15 protein-coding genes and 1 CRISPR repeat array are annotated in these 19554 nt (G+C 32.9%); of the genes, 5 read left to right on the top strand and 10 right to left on the bottom strand.

Annotated features, from left to right (window positions below):
- From ACNO7W_RS10680 to ACNO7W_RS10700, 5 genes are all read left to right on the top strand, one after another.
- Positions 1-171 carry a CcoQ/FixQ family Cbb3-type cytochrome c oxidase assembly chaperone gene (locus tag ACNO7W_RS10680; protein WP_417938119.1) on the top strand — a complete coding sequence of 57 codons (171 nt, stop codon included), beginning with the start codon at positions 1-3 and terminating at the stop codon, positions 169-171.
- Positions 172-198: 27 nt separating this feature from the next.
- Entirely contained in the window at positions 199-1098 is a 900-nt protein-coding gene (locus ACNO7W_RS10685) for a cbb3-type cytochrome c oxidase N-terminal domain-containing protein (RefSeq protein WP_417938120.1), read from the top strand.
- A gap of 77 nt (positions 1099-1175) precedes the next feature.
- Positions 1176-2594: a cytochrome c oxidase accessory protein CcoG gene (ccoG, locus tag ACNO7W_RS10690; protein WP_417938121.1), complete on the top strand. Its 1419-nt coding sequence runs from the start codon at positions 1176-1178 to the stop codon at positions 2592-2594.
- Positions 2595-2774: 180 nt separating this feature from the next.
- On the top strand, positions 2775-3176 hold the full coding sequence (locus tag ACNO7W_RS10695; protein WP_235890167.1) for a FixH family protein: 402 nt from the start codon (positions 2775-2777) through the stop codon (positions 3174-3176).
- Positions 3177-3249: 73 nt separating this feature from the next.
- Positions 3250-3951 (top strand): sulfite exporter TauE/SafE family protein, encoded by a 702-nt coding sequence (locus ACNO7W_RS10700; RefSeq protein ID WP_417938122.1) that lies wholly within the window; start codon positions 3250-3252, stop codon positions 3949-3951.
- Positions 3952-4250: 299 nt separating this feature from the next.
- Here ACNO7W_RS10700 and hemN read toward each other — a convergent pair whose 3' ends face one another.
- The 10 genes from hemN to ACNO7W_RS10750 all read right to left on the bottom strand — a co-directional run bounded on the left by hemN (position 4251) and on the right by ACNO7W_RS10750 (position 19312).
- Positions 4251-5615, bottom strand: coding sequence for an oxygen-independent coproporphyrinogen III oxidase (hemN, locus tag ACNO7W_RS10705; RefSeq protein WP_417938123.1), 1365 nt, complete (start codon positions 5613-5615; stop codon positions 4251-4253).
- Between the two features lie 371 nt (positions 5616-5986).
- Positions 5987-6463 carry a hypothetical protein gene (locus ACNO7W_RS10710; RefSeq protein ID WP_417938124.1) on the bottom strand — a complete coding sequence of 159 codons (477 nt, stop codon included), beginning with the start codon at positions 6461-6463 and terminating at the stop codon, positions 5987-5989.
- Between the two features lie 115 nt (positions 6464-6578).
- A complete protein-coding gene (locus ACNO7W_RS10715; protein WP_417938125.1) occupies positions 6579-6926 on the bottom strand; it encodes a hypothetical protein in 348 nt (115 codons plus the stop codon).
- A gap of 144 nt (positions 6927-7070) precedes the next feature.
- Entirely contained in the window at positions 7071-9083 is a 2013-nt protein-coding gene (locus tag ACNO7W_RS10720) for a DUF349 domain-containing protein (protein ID WP_417938126.1), read from the bottom strand.
- Positions 9084-9430: 347 nt separating this feature from the next.
- Positions 9431-10159: a CRISPR direct-repeat array (repeat unit 46 nt; unit sequence GTTGTGAATTGCTTTCAAAATTGTATTTTAGCTTATAATTCCCAAC).
- Positions 10160-10276: 117 nt separating this feature from the next.
- Positions 10277-10624 carry a CRISPR-associated endonuclease Cas2 gene (gene cas2 / locus ACNO7W_RS10725; RefSeq protein WP_132066196.1) on the bottom strand — a complete coding sequence of 116 codons (348 nt, stop codon included), beginning with the start codon at positions 10622-10624 and terminating at the stop codon, positions 10277-10279.
- On the bottom strand, positions 10617-11546 hold the full coding sequence (gene cas1 / locus ACNO7W_RS10730; protein WP_417938127.1) for a type II CRISPR-associated endonuclease Cas1: 930 nt from the start codon (positions 11544-11546) through the stop codon (positions 10617-10619). The genes cas2 and cas1 overlap by 8 nt, the downstream gene beginning before the upstream one ends.
- 262 nt (positions 11547-11808) lie before the next feature.
- Positions 11809-12240 carry an IS200/IS605 family transposase gene (tnpA, locus tag ACNO7W_RS10735; RefSeq protein WP_417938128.1) on the bottom strand — a complete coding sequence of 144 codons (432 nt, stop codon included), beginning with the start codon at positions 12238-12240 and terminating at the stop codon, positions 11809-11811.
- A 207-nt stretch (positions 12241-12447) separates the two neighbouring features.
- Positions 12448-16713 carry a type II CRISPR RNA-guided endonuclease Cas9 gene (cas9, locus tag ACNO7W_RS10740; protein ID WP_417938129.1) on the bottom strand — a complete coding sequence of 1422 codons (4266 nt, stop codon included), beginning with the start codon at positions 16711-16713 and terminating at the stop codon, positions 12448-12450.
- Between the two features lie 452 nt (positions 16714-17165).
- Positions 17166-17915: a shikimate dehydrogenase family protein gene (locus tag ACNO7W_RS10745; RefSeq protein ID WP_417938130.1), complete on the bottom strand. Its 750-nt coding sequence runs from the start codon at positions 17913-17915 to the stop codon at positions 17166-17168.
- Positions 17915-19312, bottom strand: coding sequence for a tetratricopeptide repeat protein (locus tag ACNO7W_RS10750; protein WP_143386688.1), 1398 nt, complete (start codon positions 19310-19312; stop codon positions 17915-17917). The genes ACNO7W_RS10745 and ACNO7W_RS10750 overlap by 1 nt, the downstream gene beginning before the upstream one ends.
- Between the last annotated feature and the right edge of the window lie 242 nt (positions 19313-19554).

The following is a 19554-nucleotide window of genomic DNA, read 5'->3' on the forward strand; positions in this document are numbered from 1 at the left end:
ATGTTCGAACAAATAAAACACAATATGGAAACGATTGAAGATGTGGCGATATATCCCATCTTATCATTATTAATTTTTTTCGTCTTTTTTGTAGGTCTCGGTTTATGGGTATTCTCCTATAAGAAAGAAACGATTAATGAATTGAGTCAAATTCCATTGAGAGACAATTAAATAGTATAATTTTTTAAAATTCAGAAAATGAAAAAATTAATTCCAGCATACGTTAGAGTACCAGTTATTTTCTTTGCTGTATTTATGGCAATGGAATATTTTATTGACTCAGGAGATAGACCTGCTTTTATAAAATTTCCTATGGTTTCTATCTTCTTATTCGTATTTCTTTTTTTACTGATAGCGATAGAAATTACGTTGAGTGCAGTCGATACTATTACATACAGTTTATTGACAGAAGAGCAGAAATTAAAGTTGGATTCAGCAAATGAGTTAGGCTTCAAGGAAAGTGAATGGTACAAAAATCTGATGAAAAGGGTGACTAAATCCGAGTCATTAGAGCATGAAGATCAATTGTTATTGGAGCATGATTACGACGGCATCAAAGAGTTAGATAATAATTTACCGACATGGTGGGTGTATTTATTTTATGCTTGTATCGTTTTTGGGGTTGTTTATATGGTGCAATATGAAGTATTAGGGGCTGATAATCAGGAAATGGAACTTAAAAAAGAAGTTGCTCAAGCCAAAATTGATATTGCAGAATATATGAAAACGGCTCCAGATTTAATGGATGAAAAAACAGTTACCTTGTCAACAGAACCTGCAGATTTAGCTGAAGGGAAAGAAATTTTCACAACGAATTGTGCTGCCTGTCACAGAGCAGACGGAGGAGGGCAAATTGGACCAAACTTAACGGACGATCAATGGATTTTAGGTGGTGGCATAAAAAACATATTCCATACTTTGGTAAATGGCGGTAGAGATGGAAAAGGAATGATTGCTTGGAAAGGAACGCTGAAACCAAAAGAAATGCAAAAAGTGGCCAGTTACATTATATCATTGAAGGGAAGTAATCCTGTAGATCCAAAAGCACCGGAAGGGGAAGTATGGGTGGATGAAAATGTACCGGTAGCGGTTAAATAAAAAGTAAAAACACGAATTTTATTTAGCTTTTAAATTTTTTATAAAAATGAATAAAATTTGTGTTTAAAATAAAAAAAATGTCAAAATTACCAGACGAAGCTTTTAGAGATACCATCGGAACGATTGATGAAGAAGGAAACAGAAAATTTATTTTTCCAAAAAAGCCTTCAGGAAAGTTTTATGATTATAGAAAATGGGTCAGTTATTTTTTGTTGATTGTTCTTGTTGCTAATCCCTTTATAAAGATAAATGGCAATCAGTTTATGATGTTCAATATATTGGAAAGGAGATTTAATATTTTCGGATTTCCATTTTGGCCACAAGATATTTATCTTTTCGTTCTTTTTATGATTATTGGCGTCGTTTTCGTCATCCTTTTTACGGTAATTTTTGGACGTATATTTTGCGGATGGATTTGTCCGCAGACCATCTTTTTAGAAATGGTTTTCCGAAGAATTGAATATTGGATTGAAGGCGATCGTGGTGCTCAGATCCGATTGGAAAAACAAGAATGGGATGCAGAGAAAATCAGGAAAAAAGGATTTAAGTGGTCTATATTTCTGATCATTTCTTTTTTTATTGCCAATGTCTTTCTTGCCTATCTTATCAGTAGCGATAAGTTGTTTTTAATGATTGAAGAAGGACCGGAAAACCATGTAAGCACCTTGGTTTCTGTATTGATTTTTACGGGAGTTTTCTATTTTATTTTTGCATGGTTTAGAGAACAGGTTTGTATTATTGCCTGCCCTTACGGAAGATTGCAAGGCGTTTTATTAGACGATAAATCGATAAATGTAGCCTATGATTTTGTTCGAGGTGAAAAAGAAGTTGGTAGGGCTAAATTTAATAAACAGGAGGATAGAGCCGCAACAGGAAAAGGAGATTGTATTGATTGTAAACAATGTGTGAACGTTTGTCCAACCGGAATTGATATTCGGAACGGGACGCAAATGGAATGTATTAATTGTACCGCTTGTATTGATGAGTGCGATACTATTATGGACAATGTGGGATTGCCTAGAGGACTGATTCGCTATGCTTCTGAAGATGAAATTGAGAAAAAAGTCAAGTTCAAATTTACGCCCAGAATGAAAGGCTATTCCGCTGTATTGTTTATTTTGACAGGAATTTTAATTGGATTATTGTTTTTACGTTCCGATGTCGAAGCCAGTATTTTGAGGTTGCCAGGACAATTGTTTCAACACAAAGGGGATAATATCAGTAATGTTTATACTTTTAAAATTATCAATAAAACCAATACTGATTTTAATGATATTCATTTCAAATTAGTGGGTATAAAAGGAGCTTTAAAAGTAGTTGGTAAACAAGCTTTAAAAGTACCGAAACAAGGGATGAATGGAGGAACACTGTTTGTTGAAATCAATCAAAATGTATTGGACAGCGATAAAACAAAATTGAAAATCGAGGTTTATAATGGGGATAAAAAAATTGAAACCAGCACAACAAGTTTTTTAAGTCCTCGAAGTTTTGATTAAATCCCCTAACCCATGATGGGGGAACTCTAATAGGAAAGGAAAATGGGAATAGAATTTTAATTTGTACAAAACATGGAAAATAATAATATAAAAGATTTAAATACTCTAACAGCAGTTCCCCCTTCGGGGGCTAGGGGGATTAATTGGGGAGCAGGAATCGTTATTGCTTTTGGTTTGTTTATGACCTTCATTTTGTATTTTGTTTTTACAGTTCAATCCGATTCAAAATATGATAATGAGCTGGTTGTAGAAGAATATTACAAGCATGATGCTCATTTTGGAGATGAAATGGGACGGATTCAAAACGTACAAAATTTGGCTCAAAAGCCAAAAATAACGACTACTTCAGAGGGAATTCTAATTGTATTTCCAGATGTATTCATTCCGAAAAACATTAAAGGAAAAGTGTCCCTTTACAGACCGTCTAACAAAAAATTAGATTTTGAAATTCCAATTTCGTTGTCTAATCCTACTTTGCTCATACCTAAAAAAAGTTTGGCAGGCGGTCGTTGGGACATTAATATGGAATGGCAATATGAGGGAAAATCCTATTTGTCCAAAGAAACGATATATATCAATTAGTCATAAAGTCAAAAGTCATAAAGTCCATCGTTTGACTTTAAGACTTTTGACTTTATGACATTAGACTAAAAAAATGCTTTACACTGCCTTTATTTTCGGTTTAATAAGTAGTTTTCACTGCATTGGTATGTGTGGTCCTATTGCTATGATGTTACCCGTTGATAGAAATAACCAGACTAAAAAAGTCACCCAAATTATTACCTATCATTTAGGAAGATTAACGGCGTATGCCACCATTGGATTTGTTTTTGGGCTGGTTGGAAAAGGATTTTTTATGGCTGGTTTACAACAGAAATTATCCATATTCATTGGCGTAGCCATGATTATTGTAGTTTTAACTCCGAATAAACTTTTTGCTAAATATAATTTTTCAAAACCTGTTTTTGAATTGATATCTAAAATAAAAACAGCATTAGGAAGTCAGTTTAAAAACAAGAGTTACAAATCATTATTCACTATTGGTTTACTCAACGGTTTTTTACCTTGTGGAATGGTTTATGTCGCCTTGTTTGGGGCTATTGCCATGCAGAGTGAAAGTCTGGGTGTTTTATATATGATATTATTCGGATTAGGAACCGTTCCTATGATGAGCAGTGTCGTGTATATTAATTCATTTTTAACGGTGCCTGTCCGAAATAGAATCCAAAAAGCAATCCCTTATTTTGCTGTTGTTATTGGAGTGTTATTTATTTTAAGAGGTTTGGGATTAGGAATTCCTTATATTTCTCCATCCAATATGAGTTTGTTTGTACAGGCAAACCCTAATTGTCATTAATTTTAAAATATATATTAAAAAGCAAGGTTTCAACCTACTGTCTGGACACATCTGAAAATAGAACACAGATAACACGGATCGAACAAATTAACAGATTTAAATTTGTTTTTTTTTTATTCTAATTAAAAAAGTCGTGTCCTGAAGTGTCATAATCATGTTGTTTTTTTCATGTTATAATCAAAAAAATCTGTGAGAATCCGTTTAATCTGTCAAATCTGTGTTCTATTCTAATGTATAAAATTTGTGTCCAGACGTTAGGCCATTAAGCGTACTTTTTTATTTTTTAAGAGTAGCAATCACTAGATTGTCATTGAGAACAATTCGGTTTCTGGAGCTTTTCTTTTCAAACGCAAATCAAATGCCATACAAATATTGCGTACATAAGGTTTCCCTTTTTCTGTGACTTGGATACTTTTATCACCGATAATCACTAATCCGTCTTTTTCTATTTCTTTTAATTGAAGTATAACTTCAGGTATTTCGTCAAAATAACCCTCTTTATTTTTCCAGGAAGTTTCAAATTGACACATTAAATTCAGAATGTGTTTTCTAATGACAAGGTCTTCATCAGTCAATAGATGTCCTCTGAAAACAGGTAATTTATTCCATTCCAGGATTTGATAATAATCTTCCAATACTTTTACATTTTGAGCAAAGCTATACCAACTGTCACTGATGGAAGAAACACCTAAACCAATCATTAATTGTGTTTTTGAGGAACTGTAGCCCATAAAATTACGATGCAATTTACCATTTTGAAAAGCGTCATACAAACTGTCTGTTTTTAATGCAAAATGATCCATTCCTATTTCGCGATACCCGTTTTCATACAATAATTTTTTACCTGTTTCATACAATATTCGCTTTTTCTCATCCGTTGGAATATCTTCATCATTAAATCCGCGTTGTCCATTCCCTTTAATCCAAGGAACATGGGCGTAACTATAAAATGCCAATCGGTCGGGCTGTAATGATTTTGTTTTCTCAATGGTATCAATAACATCTTCAATTTCCTGAAACGGCAATCCAAAAATAATATCGTGACCAATCGAAGTATAACCAATTTCTCTTGCCCAAAAAGTAACTTTTGCGACATTGTGAAAAGGCTGCTCTCTATGAATTGCTTTTTGAACTTTTTCTGAATAGTCCTGAACGCCAAAACTCACTCTTCTAAAACCTAAATCGTAGAGCTTTTGCAAATGTTCGTGTGAGGTATTGTTAGGGTGGCCTTCAAAACTAAATTCATAGTCTTTGGCTTTATTGGCATGGGAAAAAATACCGTTTATTAAATCCTCTAAATTTTTAGGAGAGAAAAATGTTGGGGTCCCGCCGCCTAAATGAATTTCTTTGATGGTTGGTTTTTCACCAAGGATTTTACAATAGAAAGTCCATTCTTTCAAAACTGCATCAATATAAGGATTTTCAACGGCATGATTTTTTGTGATACGCTTGTTACAGCCACAAAAAGTGCATAAGCTTTCGCAAAAAGGCAAATGAATATAAAGACTGATCCCCTCTGAACTATTACTTGCTGCAAATGATTTTTTCAGCGTTTCGGTCCAAATTTTATCCGAAAAATCAGTTTCATCCCAATATGGAACTGTTGGATAACTGGTGTATCTGGGCCCTGGAACATTGTACTTTTGAATTAAGGAATTTTTCATGGTAAAGTCATTTAGCAATAACCAAAAGTAACATTACGGCTAAATATTTAAAATGATAATTATCATATTAAAATAGCATTCGCAAAAAAAAAGAGACTGTCTTTTGGAACAGCCTCTTGGTGAATAATAATTAATTATGACAGTCCGCAATATGTTCCAAAGGATAAAATATGGCACACAGATAACACGGATTGAACGGATTTTGCACAGATTTAAATAACAGTTTGATTCACCGAGTAAAAAAATCCGTGTAAATCGGTATAATCTGTACAATCTGTGGGCTAATATTTATGCTTTATAAATGTACAAACGACGAAAATTGTATTCGAAATGATTTTAGTCTGCATTACGGATAGTCATATAATTAATAGTTAACGGGAAATACAATTTTCAATAATTCCCACCCATTTTTTTGCTAATTGATGGTCTTCATGCAAACAGACTAGACCAATTTGATCATTCTCCATTTTATAAAATGGGATAAATTCTATTTTCTTGCCTTCTTTGTGCAGGAATTCAAATTCAATTTTTAGAATGGTATCGGTGTTATTCTCAGTTGTATGAACCAGTTTGGAGGACTGAACATCATTTAAGTTTACAAAAGAGACAACCTCTTCCTTAGAACTAAAATCCATTAAAAGGAATCCTTTATTTTTTTCGTCTAAAGCCAATACTTTTTTATTTTGGGTTTCCGTTAATTCAAAATTAAAATGATTGTTTTGGCTGAATTCGTTTTTTATTGCTTTGATTTTTGTTTTGTTAATTGAATTAGATCTTATGACATAGAAAAGAGGAATTCCCATTAGTAATGTTAGTATAAGTCCTATTATAGTTACGGATGTATCCATTTTTTTATTTTTTGAGTTATTTATATAGCATGATAAGTTGAACTGAAAACCAAAAGGAATCAATTCGAAAAACAGAAAGTAATTTTGTCTGCTATTACTAAATCAGAGCTTTAAATCACCAAAAAAAATGAAAGGGAAAGAGTAGGAGCGAAACCGTTTCACATCGATTGATGTCCTGTTTTGCGAAACGAGAGAAGAATGTGTTGACTTTAAAATCCGGAATTACAATTAGAAAATTTTCAAAATACTTCGCAATTGTATAATCGGTAGTTTTGTAATGTAATGTAAATGTGCCACTTACCTGAGGTTGAATAAAAACCGAGGAATGAATGGGGTCCGCAGAAAAGGAAGAACTTGATTTTTCTAATTGGATTTTCTCTATAGATGATTCACTTGCATTAAAAGCAAATAAAAGAACCAACGAAAGCCCAATAAAAACAACTGTTTTTTGAATCCAATTCATTTTGCAAATTTAAAATTTGCGGTTAACTTTAGGTAGCTTTTTCTGATAAATGAAAGTTAAAATTTTAAATTCTAAAAGTCTTTTGCATAAAAAACCTCGAACTATTTAAGAACGAGGTTTCTAATTTTTAACTATTGTTGAAAATTATTCTATTTTCAAATTTCTCAATTGTTTTAGTTTTTCTTTCCAAACATCAAGGCTTTCTTTATGGATAGCGATGTTTTTACGAACTTCTAATACAATGGAATTTTCTTTTTTTGCATTTCTGGTGTTGGTAAAAAACTGAATGTTATTTTCTAATTGGAAAATTTCATTCTGTACTTCATCAATTTTACGCATCAGGAATATCTTCTCGTTATCCAGTTTGCGAGTATCATTACTTTCTGATAAATTGTCTATTCTATTGGCAAAACGTATCATATCAGTGTCTTTTTTACTCAAACTCAATTTTTCAAAAAGAGCATCCAGAATTTTATTGAATTTTCCTTCAATATGTCTTCTTGGGAAAGGAACTTTTCCAAAGTTTTTCCAGGTTTCGATGTGTAATTTTATAGCATCCAGATCTGTCTTGTGATCACCAGTCAATTGGTATTCTCTCAACGTTTCTAAGTAGGTTTTTTTATTGTCAAAAGCTTCTACTTCTTCACTGTTTTCTTCATTTTTTTGCTCTTTTAATTTGTCAAAATAATGATTACAGGCATCTTTAAACTCTTTCCAGATTTTATCTGAGTATTTTCTAGGCACATGTCCAATCTGTTTCCACTCATCCTGAATTTGTTTCATGATGGGAGTAGTCGCAGCAAAATCAGTACTTTCCTGTAATTCTTTGGCTTTTGCAACAAGGGCCGTTTTTTTGCATAAGTTGTCGTTTTGATCTTTCTTAATGTCTTTGTAAAACGAATTTTTGAAAGAATTAAAATTTCTAACAGCAGTTTTGAAACTAGCCCAAGTTTCCTCATTTACATCCGATGGTACTTTTCCGGCAGAGAAGAAAGCAGTACGTAACACTTCTACTTTTTCTATTTGAGTCAGCCATTGCGAATGAGCATTCACTTTCTCAGTTGCTAAAACTTCAATTTTAGAAATAATTTCTTTTTTCTTTTCTAAATTTTCAAGTTCCGTTCCTCTTTGATTTTCGAATAAAACTTCGCGTTTATCATGCATTTGTTTGGTCAAATCACTAAACTTGTTCCAAATGGCATCACGATGTTCTCTAGAAACAGGCCCAATGTCTTCTTTCCAGATTCTATGTAAATCTTGTAATTCTCTGAACGCTTTGTTGACATCGGCTTCTTTTACCAATTCTTCAACACGTGCGACAATTTTTTGTTTTTGCTCTAAATTATGTTTGAAATCCAAGTCTCTTGCTTCTCTGTCAAGATGCAAATAGTCATAGAAATTTTCTACATGAAAATGGAAATTATTCCAAACGTGATTGTATTTGTCTTTAGGAATTGGTCCTGCATTTTTCCATCGCTCTCGTAAATCATTAAAATGTTTTAAGGTGTCCTTGATGTTTTCCTGCGGATTGATTAACTCTTTTAGTTCCTCAACAATCACCAATCGATTTTCTAAATTGGTTTTTAGATTCGTTTGTAAGCTTTTGAAATGTGTATTTTTAGTATCTCTAAAAAGAGAGTAATGTTTGTCAAATTGTGTTTTTAATGGAGAGTGATATTGAAATTCTTCATTTGCATCTTGATTTTCTGCAAGAAATTCTTCTTTTTTCTCTTCAATAAGATGATTGTATTTGGCTAAGAATGCTTTTTTAATTTCTTCAATATGATCTTTTACAGACATCACTTTTTCACTGGAAACTAAACTCTTCAGTTCCTCTACCAGTGTTTCAAGAGACAGTGTGTCATAATCCTGCATCGGAATGTCGTGACGCTCTTTTAGCGTTTCATCTTCACTTTCGGCGGCATTTGTTTCGGCAATTGCATCGAGTGCAGTTTGATTTTCAGTTTCTGCAATAGGTGCAGTTTCTGGCAATTCTTCATTAGAAGGGATAACAACATTTTCTTCTGCAGGCACATCAATAGGCTCAGACAATGCTGTTTTTTCCAAAACTTCAGTGTTGGATTGACTTGATTCAACGGAATTGTTTTCTAAATTTCCATCTGCTTCCAGCAGGTTATCATTCTTTTCTTCTAACATTTTTTCAATGTGTAAGGTTTCTATTTTTTTTATCGAACACGAAAGATAGTAAAGGAGCATGAAATTACAAAATAAATCCTTTATTTATAGTCGTTTTATGTTAAAAAATAGTTTTTTTTGAAGCAATTTCCTGCTATTCGCTGTATCTTTTTTGTTCGCCGAAAAGGCGAATAAAAAAGGATGCCGCTGCAAATGAAATTCGCTGAACTCCTATGAAAACAAATGTTTAGTGAAGTAATCAGGGCTAGGGTTTTGGGATTTAAATTAGACGTTTGTTGTTTATAATACGAATTGTATTTTAGCTTATAATTCCCAACTTATCTTAACGGGCGTACCTTGGTAGTTTAGTTGTGAATTGCTTTCAAAATTGTATTTTAGCTTATAATTCCCAACATCCAGCAGCTCCAGCACAAGGTGCGTTTGGTTGTGAATTGCTTTCAAAATTGTATTTTAGCTTATAATTCCCAACATAAAACCCCTCCGGGAAACTCCTTATTTGTTGTGAATTGCTTTCAAAATTGTATTTTAGCTTATAATTCCCAACATCAGTATCCTTAATTGTTTGGTTCAATAAGTTGTGAATTGCTTTCAAAATTGTATTTTAGCTTATAATTCCCAACGGAATGGTCCCGATTGGATATTCTTCACGGGTTGTGAATTGCTTTCAAAATTGTATTTTAGCTTATAATTCCCAACCCTGCAATGTTGATTGTTCAGCAATCAATAGTTGTGAATTGCTTTCAAAATTGTATTTTAGCTTATAATTCCCAACAGACCAAAGGTATTACAATGTGCCATGTATGTTGTGAATTGCTTTCAAAATTGTATTTTAGCTTATAATTCCCAACGGTAATTAATTTAATTTCGATTTGTATAATGTTGTGAATTGCTTTCAAAATTGTATTTTAGCTTATAATTCCCAACTCTTTACTAATCAATGCGTTCGCTTATCGTGTTGTGAATTGCTTTCAAAATTGTATTTTAGCTTATAATTCCCAACTAATTTTCGTGAAATTGATTTTAACAACATGTTGTGAATTGCTTTCAAAATTGTATTTTAGCTTATAATTCCCAACATACCGCGATTCAATCGTTTGATATGTTGGCAGTTATGAGCTTATTTTGAAATCGAAAAAAAAAGGTGTTTATATGTTGTGATAGAGGACGCTAGTCTTTTTTCTAATCCTGTAAGACTAAAATAATTCTAATTGTTGTGAAGGTTTGTCTGTTTCTACCAATTTTTTTCCATAAAAAAGTTCCATCATCCCAAATTGTTTATCGGTTATCTGCATGACGCCAATTTTGCCGTGTTCGGGTAAGTTGTTTTTTATTCTTTTGGTGTGTACTTCGGCATTTTCTCTACTGGCACAAAAGCGCATATAGATCGAAAATTGAAACATGGAAAAGCCATCGTCTAATAATTTCTTACGAAATGTACTGGCTATTTTGCGCTCTTTGCGTGTTTCGGTGGGCAGATCAAAAAATACTAATATCCACAAACTTCTATATTGGTTTAAACGGGTGTAATGTTCATCATACATAAACAGGGTATAAAATTTTCCTTGTCGTTCCCTCAAAACATTCGTGTAAGGAATGTGTTGTTCTACTCATGGCAACCATCAACGGACTATTTTTTCCGTCAATAAAAACATCGATGCTGGCAATACTTAATAATTGTTTTTTCATGTCAATGGTCAATTCTTCAAAAGTATCTTCGGTTTCCATGATGTGACATACAATCAAATCGACATACGGGCGATACGGTTCCATAATATCATCGGCAAGACAATAGGCATTGTATTTGTTGCGATGAAAAATACCTAAAGTGGGCAGCATTCCGGAACTAACAATAGCTCGTGCCGTAATAGCCCGTAGAATGGCGTAGCCATAATTCAACAAATTATTGGGTGGAATTCCTTTTTGTCCCCGAGTAAAATTTTCTATTTGAATGAGGTTCTGCCAATAATATACTGCCGCTCTTGATTCGTGATTGAGTGCGTCTCCTGATGTGACTTCTTTTGCCCAAAGTTCCATTTTTCGGAACGGAATTCCTTTTTCTTTGAGCAATCCAGCTTGGTTCATAATTTTTGCACTAATGGTTTGTTGCCACAAATTCTTTTTGAGCGGGACAGAAGCATTAATTTGATTTTTGAATCGTTCAGATTGTTCTGTATGACCGTTCAAAGGCATCAACAAACCGATAGGCAAATGGTATTGGTCGCAATTGATTAATGCTACATTGTTATGAATTAGTTTTTCGAGCAAACCATTAGTAATTGTAATTTGTTGGTTTTCCAGAACGATAACACCAATATCTTCAATAGCCACCGTTTTGGTCTCTTGTTTTTTAACTCCCTCTCCTTCGGGGAGGGTTGGGGAGGGGCTGGGATAAGATATTACTATTTGCTCGTTTTTGGTGCTCAAATAAGCAGGATTACCGAAGAAAAGGGTGCGTTTTATCATTTTTTTTGATTTACAAATTTATGATCAATTTCTTTAAAAAATGCTTAACAAATTTTTTTGGCTAAAGCCTTTTTAACTCAATTTTTTTGTTGAATGGGCTAAAGCCCAATCCTATTGATTTTGGAATTATTATATATTGAATGTGCTAAAGTCTAATTCTATTGAATGCTGCAACTTTTGAATTGCCTCCAGCTTTTGAATTGCCTCCAGCTTTAGCTGGAGGGGAAAAAATGATAATAATGTAAATGGCTTTAGCCAAATTCTATTCTTTTTGAAATTTATATTTAGCAATAAATTTGTTGTATTCTTCTTGAAATGTTTGTTTGCTATGATGTTCTTCTTGGTTTCTAATGTAATTTCTAACTTTATCGAGCATAGATTCCGAAACAGAAACAGCAAAATATTCATCTTGCCATTCAAATTTTTCTAAACACAATTTGTTTTTGTTAATCCAAAACGAAGATTCCCCTTTTATGAGTTGCATTATTTTTTGAATACTTTGATCAGCTCCTAAAGAAACCAAACAATGACAATGATCTGAATATCCATTAACGAAATCAACAAAAATTCCTTTCTCTTTGGCATTTTCTTTGATATGTTGCCAAACTTTTTGTCTTAATTCTCTACTGTCCAAAAATGAAATTCTATTTTTTGTACTCCAAACAAAATGAATATAGGTTTTGATATAAGGCATAATTTATTGTTTAAATTGTATGATTTTTGAATTTTATCAATTGTCTCCATTTTATGAATTGCCTCCATTTTTAAATGGAGGGGATATAAAATTTATCTCTAATTAGGCTTTAGCCGAAAATGTTTTTGGCTAAAGCCTTTTTTATTTATTCCTATTTTGTCGAATGGGCTAAAGCCCAATCCTATTGATTTTTTAATCTATAATTAATTATTCTCCAATTTTTACAATATCACCAAGATGATTGAGGCGGACTTTGATAATTTCACCGATAGCATTTAATCCCAATTGTGGTTTATATGCAATATCTTTTAATTCTTTCTTTTCTTCAACAGTTGTTTCCAAATGATGTCTGAAAAAATAATTTTTCGTCGCTAACTTCTGTACCCTAAACAAATTCGGGCTTATTAATTTTTTATTCTTTGTATCTAATAAATCAATATCTTTTGGATTAAAACCTGTTTTTTCGTTCGGGAAGATGAAGTATTCGTTTTGTTTCATTGTGAACAGAAATTGCCAACCGATACCTTGATTATACGATTTATCAATTACAAATTCGCCAGCGTTTACCAGCTGAACGGCATCAAATAACGATACTACTTTTTCTTGTAAATTCCCTTTTTCGTCTCTGTAAATAGCTACGTGATGATTATTCCCTGTACTCACAAAATCTACCGGAATTTTTTTGCCATCATCATCTAAAATTTCGTTTCCTAAATGGTCTTTTTTGTAATGCAAAAATTCGGCATTTTTCACCCCAGAAATGGTAACTCTTTTTATCGAAATTCCTTTTGCTTCGTTTAGCCAAATTGGGTTTTTATCTAAATCTGAAAACGCTTTTTTAAAATCTCCATTAAATTCATCAACTCTATCTTGAATAATTTTTCTTACACCTAAATCTAAAATATTTTTTAGGTTTTTCTCTTTTGCAGAATTTGTTTTCTGTGGGTCTGTAAAAACTTTTGCAATGTCAATTCTTTGAGTGTAACACGGAATTGAAACTTCAACTTCTCTTAACTGCTTCTCATTGAATTTTAATTGTTCCAATTCTTTATCGGAGAAGGCTTTAGCAATACCTCCATTGCTTTTAATGTAATCCTGTAAAAACTCTTTTATTTTTATATCAATAATTTTATCTATTTCTCCTTTAGATATTTTTTTAGACAATTCTATTCTACTCCACCAATTCTGTCCATAAACTGTTTGGTCGTGCAATTGTCCTCTCGGTGTGAGTTCTACCTTTATTTTTTCGCCGTTTTTAGATTTGGTTTTGTTCTTGTTTTTCGTAACAACTTTGTTTTTTGCTTTGTGCGAAACCAACACGTTTTCCAAATGTTCTTTGGCTTGTTCTCTAAAATTTGGAATGGGTAGATTAAACACTCGTTTTTTGTTGCCTTCATCATCGTATTTCCAAGTGGTTTCTTTGCCTTCGATACCAATAATTGCGTTATGCTCTTTGTGATTTTCGTTTTTTCTGGCATTCAAAAAGTTGAGGAATTGAATGTGGTTGTGCTTGGTAAATGCAATTGTTAAAGCGTCCATTGCGTGATGGCGATGGTCGTTACGTTTGCTCCAATCTACAATTCGTTCTTTGAAACTTCCATCTTTTTTCTCCACCATTTCGGTCAGTCCCAATTGCTTGAATTTATCAAAATTAAGCTCTTGCATAATGTTGATTAAATCCCAATCTTCCCTTAATCTATCAGTAATACTTCCAGTTGTCGGCGTAACTACACGGCAAATTTCGTGCAACAGATTTCTCGCTTTTTTTGCAATATATTGGCTGTCTCGCAAATCTCTATCAATAAAACCATCGCCAATTTCTGCCTCTGTTTTTAATAATTTTTGATATTTGGCTTTAGAAATTCCTTCATCCTTATTTTTCTTGTTTTGCTCAAAAAGCATTTCAATTCTTTGCTTAAATTCTTCCAAACCATTTTCGCCATATTTGCCCGAAATATAATCGTAGGTTGTTTTGTTTCCTTTTTCCAGATTGTCTTTTCTAAACACCACTGTTTTGTTAGAAAAACTATCATCAAACACTTTAGATTGCGGAATAATATGTTCAATATCAACTTGTTTACTAAATAAAGTTTCTCTTGGCACATAAGTGTTAGAATACAAATCTTTGTAGCCGTTATTTTTTAATTCTTCATACAAACGGTAGCGAATAATGTCGTTTCGGGTTGGGTTTTTGATGTGAAATTCATTTTGCAAAAGCTTGAAAATTTTTTCATGAGCTATTTTTGAAGCATTAATGTTTGTGGTCATTTCTGCCCGCTCTTTGGCATTTTTCTTCAGTTCACGGGCTAGTTCGATGCGGATTTCATCAAATTTAAAATAGTCTATAATGTTTCCGTCTACATCTTTTTTACTATTGGTTTCGATGATGGTATTCACCACATTTACCAACTGATTGAGGATTTTTTCGACCACAGGATTTCTTAAACTGTTCTTTTTGAGCAATTCCAATTTATCTTTCAACGGACGGTTTGCAATTTCTTCTTTGGTTAATGAAGAAGCGGAATGCTTGTAATCTGCTTGAAAACAGGCTTTATCATAGGTCAATTCTTTTATGTGTGGATAAATTTTTCGAATGGCTTTCGTACTCAAATTCCCATAATCATCAGAAAAAGCAACGTTTGCCAAAATCTGCGAATGTTCTTTTTTGAAGCCAAATTTTTCTTCTAACAATCTAAATAAAGTATCGTTTCCTGTTTTAGAATTGTCTTCCTGATACGAATACAGCAAATGCCAAAGTTGGTAAGACGCTTGTTTTTCAAAATCTTTACCGTCTAATTCGGCGTTAAATTCCAAAATTTCGGTATTGATGTTGAGCATTTCAAAAATACGTTTTACCATATCTTTTATGTCCGCAACTGGCGCTTTCAATTCCGAAACATCAATATCATCTTTGCCTTGTAATTTCAATAAATCTTCATCGTAACCTTCTAATTCTAAAATTTTTAGGAAAGCATCGTATAAAACTTTATTAGTTCTATTACCTTCTATTTCAGAATAATTCATTTCCCAATCGGCTGGTTTATAGCCCAAAAGTTCAATGATTTTTGCCGATTTTAAATTGCCTTTAATGTTTAATTCATCAAACAATTTTTGTTTGGTTTCTAAATCGAAAACAAAAATCTCTTTTTCTTCGTCAAATAATACAGGCTGATTGGTTGCTTTCGCTACTCTTTTTTTACTTCCTTTTTTTCGCACCAAAACATTATTCAAAACCTGCCAAATTTTAAATTCTTGAAACAAAGGCGAAGATTTTGGAGCAACTTTTAGTCCGATGATTTTCTTATGGTCGTTGATGATTTTTTCTTGGCTTTCAAACTCACAAAAACTCACCAAACCTTTTTGCGATTTAAGTTTCCGTTGATAAAAAATCACAATATCCCGAATTTCGGTTTTTAATTCATTGGTTAATTCAACATAAAATTTCGCTTGTGTTTCCCATATTTTTTCAAATTCATCTAAATAATCTTGGCGATAAAATACCTGATTTTTTAATCTCGTATGCGGATTTTTCTTTAATTGCTCATACAAATATTGCCCAACGGTTTGATTATTAAAATACAATTCTTTACTTCGGTCGCTAATGGCACCTAGATAGCCGCTAGAGCTGTTGAGATTGTTGTTGATTTCTGTTAAAACATACGCAACTTCTTCCTTTTCTAATTGTTTATTGATGGCTTCGCTTCGCCATTTGTAAGCTTGTAATTTTTTCTCATCTCTGTTGCCTTTATTTTCGGCAGTATTAAATCCACATTTCGACCAAAAAATAGCAGAAGTTGCTCGTTGTCCTTTTCCTTTCAGTTCTTTATACAATTCATCAGTGAAAATTTCAGGATAAAATTTCTTTTGAAAATCCCAAGCTTTATCAAATTCTGCCTGCAAATCGGAACGGTAAAAATCCGGTAAATATTTTTTGCCATCTTTTAATAATTGATAAGCCAACTGACCGGGTGTGAGATTTTCTTCGTACAGCCTTTTGGCAACCGCCATTCCGTCTATAATCTGACCTTCATCTTCATTTTTGGCTTTTCGGCTACTTTTATAACCTCTTTTTTTATTGATGGCTAAAAAAACTCTAGCCAATTCTTCTTTTTCAATTTTCCCAACCGCCGATTTTGCCCGAAAAGCATAAGTAGAATGCGTGGTGTTTTTCCCGTTTTCGGCTAAAATGGTATCTTTTGTAATGATATTTGCCTTTGCCAAAGCATCAATTAAATTAGAACGTCTATCTTGGTAACGGTCTAAATTTCGCCTTGTACCACGTTTCAGCGTTCTATCTGCATTTACAGAAACAGGTTTTCCTTTTTCAAAATTGGTTTGTTCATCAGTTGATAAAGGATTAACACGAGAACCGATTTTTATAATTTCTGATTGTTCAAGTATATCGCTTTCTATAACGTGTGCGAAACCGATGGAAGTGGTGCCGAGATCGAGACCGAGGATATTTTTCTTCATTTCTAACTATATTTTACAATGATTTTTCTGTTTATCTAAATTACTCTCGAAATTTAATCAAAAGAAAATTAACTACTTTACGGTTTTCCACATTCAAACTATAAAATTTTTGTTGTATTATTGCAGTACAATTTGAAAGCAATTCACAATAAGGATTATTCCGTTGTGAAAACATTTAGCGCCTCGACTATCTTCGGGGCTTTTTTATGTCTTATAAACTCTCTGAGAAGTAATAAGTGATTTAACATTCAAAGTGACCTCACAAGGGGCGTTTTTTGTATAAAAAAAAGCGTCTTGTTTTAAAACAGCATTATACTGTTTTAAAACAAGACGATCTCTAAAAATTCAATGCTAATTAATGGAATTAATTAGTTTAAGCGAGAGTTAAAACAATTATACCTGTAAAACAAAAATCTCGACTGCGCTCGATTGACAAGAAATAAACTTCTTAACTATTTATTCCAAATTTTCCAGGCTTTCTCCGCTTGAAAAATAAGCATATCCAAACCATTTTTGATTTGTGCTCCTTGTGCTGCGGCTTTTTTAAGGAATTGTGTTTCAGCAGGATTGTAAATCAAATCATAAGCAATGTGTTTATTCGTGAAAAACTCATACGGGATTAATGGAAATGCATCCACATTAGGGCTTGTTCCTACTGGAGTGGAATTTATTATGATTTGGTAATTATCGAATGTTGTCGCGTTGATTCGGTCATAATCGATAGCATTTTCTTTGGCTTCTCTGGAAACAAAAGTGTACGGAATGTCCAGTTCATCCAGAGCAAAAGCAACCCCTTTAGAAGCGCCTCCTGTGCCTAAAATCAAGGCTTTTTTATGGTGTGGTTGCAATAAAGGTTCTAATGATTTCTTGAAACCATAATAGTCTGTATTGTACCCTTTTAATTTTCCTTTTTTGGTAATTTTAATGGTATTTACAGCCCCTATTTGCTCCGCTTTTTTTGATAATTTATCCAGAAATGGAATTACCGTTTCCTTGTACGGAATGGTAACATTCAATCCTTTTAAATCCGATGTATTTTTAATTATCTCTGGAAAAGCAGTTATTTCTTGAATATCGAAATTTTCATAGGTACAACCTGTGAAGTTTTCATTATTGAATTTATCGGTAAAATATCCTTTCGAAAAAGAATAATTAATGTTGCGTCCTAATAATCCAAAGCGTTTTTTAACTGTATCAACCATTATAATTTTTTATGTTTTGCAATATAATTCTGAACCATTTTTTTTGCCCAAACCACTGGGAATAAGTCTTCAATAAGAATATAATTGTCAAAATTCAATCGCATGGCATTGCTCAAATGGAATTTTGCTTTGGTGTTTTGTGATATCATGAAATACAATCCAGCCAAACGGTATTCGACTTCATTTTCTTCCGGAAAATATTCAGATGCTTGTAATAAAGTTTGAATAGCGCTTTCGAATTCCCCCAAAAACTGAAGAATATCAACCCAAAATAACCAAGTGTCTAATTGATAATCACCAAATTCGACTGCTTTTCTATATCCAAATTCGGCTTCTTCAAAGAAGTTCATTTGTTTATTAATGGTTGCAAAGCGTTTCCAATACAACCGATTTTGATTGTCAATTGCTAATGCTTTGTTGACATAAAATAATGCTTTCTGATAGTTTTTTTGGCGTACATAAAAATCAGTAATGGCAATCCATCCTTTGTCTAAAAGGGGGTCTTCATGAACAGTTTTGTTGAAATATTTTAATGCTAAAACTTTGTTTCCTAATTTTTCATAGCATTTCCCCATTCGAAGTAAAGCATACGAAGTCGCATCATCTAATTCTATGGTTCTGCTATAACTTTCTATGGCTTCTGCGTATTTTTTTAAACGTTCGTAAGCTTTTGCTTTTTCCATGAAAGCACCAAGGAATTCATCGTCGATTAAAGTAGCATAATCAAAGGCGCGAATTGCATTTTCATATTCTTTAACTCCATAATGCAAACGACCCAGTTGATGCCAGGCGATTTCGCTGTATGGGTTTTTGTCAATATATTTATTCAAATAGGTTATAGCCTCTTGATTTTGATCTAAAAATTCAAAACAATACACTACGTTATATAACGCTGATTGGTCTTCCAAATCTTCTTCTAAACACTTGATAAAGCTTTCTTTGGCCATTTCAAGATTATCCATAAAAAGATATTCCATGCCCATTAAATTATAGACATCAGCATAATCATCGGTATATTGTAACGCTATGTTTAGTAATTCAACCGCCTTTTCGTGTTGGTCTCTTTTAGAACAAATATTAGCTTTTTGAATGTAAATTTCTTCATTGGTTGGTTCAATGGCGTACAACTCATTCAATAGCTTTTCGGCTAATTCGAGTTTGTCATCATAGACAAGCATTTCCACTTGGACCAGTTTTAGTCCGGTAGATTTTGGATGTTGTTCCAATGCCAGTTTGAGCGCTTTTTTTGCCAAAGCGGCCTTACCCATATCGAGATAATGAAGAATAATTTCTTCAAATTCTTCGGAGTCAAAAAAGAGCACTTTGTTGGTTTTCAACATGGACTCAAATTTAGACAATGATAAGTTATAGTCTTCTTCTTCGTTGCTTAATTGCATACTGTGTGTTTTTAATTTGGCCTAAATAAATTTAGGTAATCGTGCTTGTAATGTGAGGGAAAGTTAGAATTGTTGTGAACAATTTAATTAACAAAAATAGCTTTGGTTTAATACTGATGCCATAGCCCTGATAAGAGTGGAAATCCTTTCCTGACCTGAACTTGTTTTCAGGTTCCTGAAACTCGTTCAGGGCAGGAAAGATTACTTCACAATACTCTTGTTTTTATTGGAGTTCAGTGAAT

This window comes from Flavobacterium sp. ZB4R12 (genome assembly GCF_048276375.1).
GTDB classification, from domain to species: Bacteria; Bacteroidota; Bacteroidia; order Flavobacteriales; family Flavobacteriaceae; genus Flavobacterium; species Flavobacterium gawalongense.

Coding starts and splice junctions, on each gene's coding strand:
- ACNO7W_RS10680 (WP_417938119.1), top strand. CDS start 1: ATGTTCGAACAAATAAAACACAATATGGAAACGATTGAAGATGTGGCG.
- ACNO7W_RS10685 (WP_417938120.1), top strand. CDS start 199: ATGAAAAAATTAATTCCAGCATACGTTAGAGTACCAGTTATTTTCTTT.
- ccoG (WP_417938121.1), top strand. CDS start 1,176: ATGTCAAAATTACCAGACGAAGCTTTTAGAGATACCATCGGAACGATT.
- ACNO7W_RS10695 (WP_235890167.1), top strand. CDS start 2,775: ATGACCTTCATTTTGTATTTTGTTTTTACAGTTCAATCCGATTCAAAA.
- ACNO7W_RS10700 (WP_417938122.1), top strand. CDS start 3,250: ATGCTTTACACTGCCTTTATTTTCGGTTTAATAAGTAGTTTTCACTGC.
- hemN (WP_417938123.1), bottom strand. CDS start 5,615: ATGAAAAATTCCTTAATTCAAAAGTACAATGTTCCAGGGCCCAGATAC.
- ACNO7W_RS10710 (WP_417938124.1), bottom strand. CDS start 6,463: ATGGATACATCCGTAACTATAATAGGACTTATACTAACATTACTAATG.
- ACNO7W_RS10715 (WP_417938125.1), bottom strand. CDS start 6,926: ATGAATTGGATTCAAAAAACAGTTGTTTTTATTGGGCTTTCGTTGGTT.
- ACNO7W_RS10720 (WP_417938126.1), bottom strand. CDS start 9,083: ATGTTAGAAGAAAAGAATGATAACCTGCTGGAAGCAGATGGAAATTTA.
- cas2 (WP_132066196.1), bottom strand. CDS start 10,624: ATGTATGATGAACATTACACCCGTTTAAACCAATATAGAAGTTTGTGG.
- cas1 (WP_417938127.1), bottom strand. CDS start 11,546: ATGATAAAACGCACCCTTTTCTTCGGTAATCCTGCTTATTTGAGCACC.
- tnpA (WP_417938128.1), bottom strand. CDS start 12,240: ATGCCTTATATCAAAACCTATATTCATTTTGTTTGGAGTACAAAAAAT.
- cas9 (WP_417938129.1), bottom strand. CDS start 16,713: ATGAAGAAAAATATCCTCGGTCTCGATCTCGGCACCACTTCCATCGGT.
- ACNO7W_RS10745 (WP_417938130.1), bottom strand. CDS start 17,915: ATGGTTGATACAGTTAAAAAACGCTTTGGATTATTAGGACGCAACATT.
- ACNO7W_RS10750 (WP_143386688.1), bottom strand. CDS start 19,312: ATGCAATTAAGCAACGAAGAAGAAGACTATAACTTATCATTGTCTAAA.